Annotated in this window: 5 protein-coding genes and 1 pseudogene; 1 reads left to right on the top strand and 5 read right to left on the bottom strand. The window is 57.7% G+C overall.

The genetic code is table 11. The features are described from left to right. From lacNas_RS00365 to rsmG, 4 genes are all read right to left on the bottom strand, one after another. Positions 1 to 349, bottom strand: a 349-nt coding sequence (locus lacNas_RS00365; RefSeq protein ID WP_201346486.1) for a ParB N-terminal domain-containing protein, incomplete at its 3' end; no start/stop codon positions are given. Beyond that, on the bottom strand, positions 327 to 1,106 hold the full coding sequence (locus lacNas_RS00360; RefSeq protein ID WP_201332146.1) for a ParA family protein: 780 nt from the start codon (positions 1,104 to 1,106) through the stop codon (positions 327 to 329). The genes lacNas_RS00365 and lacNas_RS00360, both read right to left, overlap by 23 nt. Position 1,107: 1 nt before the next feature. Beyond that, positions 1,108 to 1,932 carry a nucleoid occlusion protein gene (gene noc / locus lacNas_RS00355; protein WP_201332147.1) on the bottom strand — a complete coding sequence of 275 codons (825 nt, stop codon included), beginning with the start codon at positions 1,930 to 1,932 and terminating at the stop codon, positions 1,108 to 1,110. Between the two features lie 18 nt (positions 1,933 to 1,950). Then, complete coding sequence (gene rsmG / locus lacNas_RS00350; protein ID WP_201332148.1) at positions 1,951 to 2,670, bottom strand: 16S rRNA (guanine(527)-N(7))-methyltransferase RsmG; 720 nt, start codon at positions 2,668 to 2,670, stop codon at positions 1,951 to 1,953. A 169-nt stretch (positions 2,671 to 2,839) separates the two neighbouring features. Here rsmG and lacNas_RS00345 point away from each other — a divergent pair, with 169 nt between their 5' ends. Then, the gene (locus lacNas_RS00345) at positions 2,840 to 3,361 is read left to right on the top strand and encodes a CvpA family protein (RefSeq protein ID WP_201332149.1); all 522 of its coding nucleotides are present in this window, start codon (positions 2,840 to 2,842) and stop codon (positions 3,359 to 3,361) included. Positions 3,362 to 3,405: 44 nt separating this feature from the next. Here lacNas_RS00345 and lacNas_RS14080 read toward each other — a convergent pair. Further along, a pseudogene (locus lacNas_RS14080) lies at positions 3,406 to 3,535 on the bottom strand (FAD:protein FMN transferase); the annotation flags it as partial.

The raw sequence follows: 3,535 nt of genomic DNA, 5'->3' as shown, positions 1-3,535 counted from the left end.
GGCTTTCGTCGAACTGGCGGATGATGGCCGGGATGGTCTCCTTGCCGGCCAGTTCGGAAGCCCGGTAGCGGCGCTCGCCGGCGATGATTTCATAGCCGCCGACCGACCGGCGGACGATGATCGGCTGCAGAACCCCGTTTTCCTTGATGGATTCGGCCAGTTCCGCCAGCTTTTTCTCATCGAAGTTCTTCCGCGGCTGGTAAGGGTTGGGCCGGACTTCTGCCAGGGGCAGGTCCTCAATCTCCTCGGCCGGCTTGACTTGGGGCTCTTCTTCAAACAAGGCGCCCAAACCGCGGCCCAGGCCGCCCTTCTTCTTTTCCTGTTTCTTATTTCTTGAGTCTCTTGCCATGAGCCTTCAGCACCTCTTTTGCTAAGTCATCATACACTTTGGCCCCGCGCGAATTCGGCGCGTATTCCGTGATTGCCTCCCCGTAGCTCGGCGCTTCCGCCAGCTTGGTGATGCGCGGAATAATCGTCTTGTAGACCCGGTCGCCGAAATACTCCTTGACCTGCTGGACGACGTCGGCCCCCAGGTTGGTCCGGGCATCCAGCATGGTCAAAAGCACCCCTTCGACGCCCAGGTCCTTGTTGAAGTGCTTTTGCACCAGGCGGATGGTGTTGAGCAGCTGGCTGAGCCCTTCCATGGCGTAGTATTCGCTCTGGACCGGGATCAGAATCGACTGGCTGGCGGTAAAGGCATTGATCGACAGCTGGCCCAAAGAAGGCGGGCAGTCGATCAGAATGAAGTCGTACTTGTCGCCCAAATCCTCAATGGCGCCCTTCAGCCGGGTCTCCCGGGCCATCATGCTGATCAGCTCGGTCTCGGCCCCGGCCAGGTTGATCGTGGCCGGCACGATGTCCAGCTTCTTGCTGCTGGTCGGCTTGATGGCTGAAGCAATCGGGATCTCGTCGACCAGGACGTTGTAGATGTCGTATTCGATCGTCGACTTCTCGATTCCCAGCCCCGAGGTGGCATTGCCCTGCGGGTCGATGTCCACGATCAGGACCTTGTAGCCCCTTTTGGCAATGGAAGCGGCCAGGTTGATGGTCGTCGTGGTCTTGCCGACGCCGCCTTTTTGATTGGCAACTGCGATGACGCTGCTCATGCTAATCCTCCTTTTTCTTTCTCTGGTTCTTCAGCACGATAGTGATCTGGTACTCGTCCGCTGACTTGGCTTCCGTGACCTTGACCTTCACGCCGGATTCCTTGGCCAGCTTGACGGCCTGCTTGATCGTGTTGATCTGCAGCTGCAGGTCCCGGCCGTAGCGGACGGCCTGCTTCTTCTTGACGACGGGCTTGGGGCTGGCCAGTTTGGCTGCCCGCTCTTCCGTCTCCTTGACGCTGAGGCCGTGGTCGATGACCTCCTTGAGCAGGGCTGCCTGGTCGGCTTCCGTCAGGCCCAGCATGGCCCGGCCGTGGCGGGCGCTGATCTCGCCTTTGGCCAGGCTCTCCTGCACGGGGGCAGACAGCTTGAGCAGGCGCAGCTTGTTGGCCACGTAGGACTGGGACTTGCCGATGTCCTGGGCCAGCTGGGTCTGGGTGAGCTGGTTGAGCTGCATCAGCTGCTCATAGGCCTGGGCCTCGTCAATCGGGTTCAGGTTTTCCCGCTGCAGGTTCTCGATCAGGGCCAGAGAAGCAGTCTGCTGGTCGTCGAGATTGTTCACGATTGCCGGAATCTTCTCCCAGCCCAGGCTCTTGGCTGCCCGGTAGCGGCGTTCGCCGGCGATGATCTCATAGCCGCCCTGGTCCTCGCGGACCACGATCGGCTGCAGCAGCCCCTCCTGGTCCAGGGTCTGGGCCAGCTGTTTGATGGAATCATCGCTAAAAGTCCGTCTTGGCTGGTAGCGATTCGGGTGGATTTCCGTCAGCGGCAGGTCTTGGACCTGCTTGTCGCGCGGAATTTCATTTCGATGGAAAAAACCAAAAGCCATTTGGCACCTCCCAAAAAATTACAAGGGTTTCCGGCTTGGCGTGCCTGCCTGGCGCGGGTACTTGCCCGGCGTTTCCTTGACCTTGTCGACCAGGATGATGGTTCTTTCTTCATCGCTGCCCGGCAGGGTGAACACCCGGCTGAAGGCCGCCTCCCCGCCCAGCTTGGCCAGGGCGTTTCTGGCCGCGTCCAGTTCGTCGTCGGCTCTTGGCCCCTTCAAGGCCAGGAACTTGCCGCCGGTTTTGGCCAAAGGCAGGCAGTATTCGCACAAAACGCTCATTCTGGCCACGGCCCGCGCGGTCACGATGTCGAACTTTTCCCGGTATTCCGGGTTCTGGCCCACGTCCTCGGCCCGGCCGTGCACCAGGTTCACGCCGCTGATGTCCAGCTTCTCCAGCAGGTCGGCCAGGAAATTCAGCCGCTTGCCCAGGGAATCGACAATGGTCACCTTGAGATCCGGCCGCAGGATCTTGATCGGCAGGGACGGAAAGCCCGCCCCGGCGCCGACGTCCACCAGGCTGGCTCCCTGCGCGAAGGCCTCCGGCAAGAGCAAAAGCGGGGTCACGCTGTCATAGAAGTGCTTGAGGTAGACTTCATCTTCCGCGGTTATGCGGGTCAGGTTGACATGTTCATTGACCCGGACCAATTCTTTAAAATATGTTTTAAATTGTTGCTCTTGCGCGGCCGACAACTTAAAATTATATTTTGACAATGTTTCTGCAAAAAGTTCAGGATTCATTCTTTCACCCGTGAAACCGTGTTTCACACCCTTAAATGTAACGCAAAAAGCTATCTTGCGCAAAAAAATGTTACACAAACTATCTTAACAATTATGGATTATTTTTGCCTGAAGGTCAAAAATAATCCGTGGAAAAATCAACCAACAAACAAAACAAAGGAAGTTAACCATGTTATTAGTCATTTTCGTCTTACTTTATCTGGCCTGGCAGACCTACAAGGGTTACCAGGTCGGCTTCTCCAAGCGGATCGTCAACCTGATCTTCGCCGGGATCGTCTTCATGATCGCGATCATGCTGCAGAACCCGGTCGGCAACTTCATCTACAAGCTCTTTGCCCAGAGTCAGACCGACTCCTCCATGGCCTTGCAGGTCTGCCGGTTCGGCGCCTTCTTCGTCCTGCTCTTTGCCCTCAAGCAGATTGCCAAGGTCTTCAAGAGCTGGCTGCCGGTCCAGGAAAACAAGTCAGGTTTCACGGCCACCTTGGACCACACGGCCGGGGCAATCGTTTCCTTCGTGGCCGCCTACTTCTTCATGTATGTGGTCTTGTCGATCCTCAACTCCGTCGGCGTCAGCCAGCTGAGCCAGATGATCAGCGACTCCTCGATCCTCAGCTTCATCGTCAACGACACGCCAGGTCTGTCGACCGGGGTCTTCAAGACTCTCTTCAGCGTCAGCCGGACCACGGCCTAGTAAAAAAGCAGCTTCACCAACTGGTGAGGCTGCTTTTGTTTTGCCTAATAGTTCAGGCCGACTTTTTCCACGCGCTCGTCGTTGTAGACGTAGACGGCACCCAGGCGCCGGCGGTTGACCCAGCCGGCAATCGGCTGGCCGGCGAAGAAGCAGCGCTTGCATTCGATCTCGGCG

Origin of the sequence: Lactobacillus nasalidis, assembly GCF_016587775.1 — a bacterium.
In the GTDB taxonomy this organism is placed as follows: domain Bacteria; phylum Bacillota; class Bacilli; order Lactobacillales; family Lactobacillaceae; genus Lactobacillus; species Lactobacillus nasalidis.
Note: the sequence above shows the minus strand (reverse complement) of the source record. Positions and strands in the feature narration are given on the sequence as shown.

Excerpts from the sequence above, each read along its gene's own strand:
- noc (WP_201332147.1), bottom strand. The coding sequence starts at position 1,932 with ATGGCTTTTGGTTTTTTCCATCGAAATGAAATTCCGCGCGACAAGCAG.
- rsmG (WP_201332148.1), bottom strand. The coding sequence starts at position 2,670 with ATGAATCCTGAACTTTTTGCAGAAACATTGTCAAAATATAATTTTAAG.
- lacNas_RS00360 (WP_201332146.1), bottom strand. The coding sequence starts at position 1,106 with ATGAGCAGCGTCATCGCAGTTGCCAATCAAAAAGGCGGCGTCGGCAAG.
- lacNas_RS00345 (WP_201332149.1), top strand. The coding sequence starts at position 2,840 with ATGTTATTAGTCATTTTCGTCTTACTTTATCTGGCCTGGCAGACCTAC.